The organism is Komagataeibacter oboediens (assembly GCF_003207815.1).
Lineage (GTDB): Bacteria > Pseudomonadota > Alphaproteobacteria > Acetobacterales > Acetobacteraceae > Komagataeibacter > Komagataeibacter oboediens.
Genome location: NZ_NKTX01000195.1, coordinates 1 through 1276, shown reverse-complemented (window position 1 = coordinate 1276; position 1276 = coordinate 1). Strand labels below are relative to the sequence as shown.

The following is a 1276-nucleotide window of genomic DNA, read 5'->3' as shown; positions in this document are numbered from 1 at the left end:
AGAAAATTTGGAATAAGGATTCCCAACGGATGCGATCGGTGATTCATGGAAGACCAGCTGTAGTGGGAGCTGGCGATGAACACCGACTGGCGATCGGATCTGGAAGTATGGCTTGCGCCATTTCTGGCGGCCCTGGGTCACAAAGCGCAGCGGGCGATGTGTCCGGCTTATATTGCAGGCCTGATCGGACCTGGTGACCGCAAGAGCGTGCAGCCCATGGCTGCACGCAATGGCGATATCCCTTATGACCGGCTGCATCATTTCGTCAGTGCCGGTGTGTGGGACAGTGCGCCACTTGAGGCTGCTCTATGGCGTCATGCTGACCATCTGGTGGGCGGCGAGCGTTCATGGCTGATCATCGATGATACCTCCCTTCCCAAAAAGGGAGAACATTCTGTTGGCGTGGCGCCCCAATATGCTTCGACCCTGGGCAAGAAAGCGAATTGTCAGACACTGGTGTCCGTGACACTGGCTTCGCGTGAAGTGCCACTGATGCTGTCACTCCGTCTGTTCCTGCCCGATATCTGGACAGCAGATCCGGCACGCCTGAAGCGGGCTGGCGTTCCACTGGAACATCAGGGCTCCAGGACCAAACCGGAGATGGCGATCGAAGAGATTGATCGCCTCTGTGCCGCAGGTGTCCGTTTTGGCTGTGTTCTTGCGGATGCCGGTTATGGCCTGTCCGCCCCGTTCCGTCAGGCCCTGAGTGCGCGGGGCCTGCGCTGGGCAGTCGGGATACCACGTCATCAGAAAGTCTATTCCACCGATGTGGAGCTGGTGTTTCCGGCCAGAAAGCGCGGCCCGTCCCGGATGCATCCGGTACCGGACCAGCAATCTGTCCCTGCCCATAAGATACTGGAAACTGCAACATGGCGCAGGGTCAGCTGGCGTCGCGGGACCAAAGGTGGCCTCGCGGCCCGCTTTGCAGCCATGCGGATACGCGTTGCAGATGGTCCAGCCCAGCGTATCGGTGGCCGGACGGCCCAGCATATGCCTGGGGAGGAAGCCTGGCTGATTGGCGAGCACCGTTCCACCGGAGAACGGAAATACTATCTGTCCAACCTGTCTGCCGACACCTCCCTCAGGCTACTGGCCGCTGCGATCAAGGCCCGATGGGTCTGCGAACAGGCGCATCAGCAACTCAAGGAGGAACTGGGCCTCGATCACTTTGAGGGGCGATCATGGACAGGCCTGCACCGACACGCCCTGATGTCCATGATGGCCTACGCCTTTCTCCAGTCCCGGCGCCTTACGGCGGTCGGGCGGAAAAAAAAGA

The 1276-nt window shown here is 59.9% G+C and carries 1 protein-coding gene; it reads left to right on the top strand.

What is annotated here, in order from left to right:
* Positions 1-75: 75 nt before the first annotated feature.
* Positions 76-1276: IS701 family transposase (locus CFR80_RS18230; protein ID WP_110507858.1), on the top strand; the 1201-nt coding region annotated here is incomplete at its 3' end.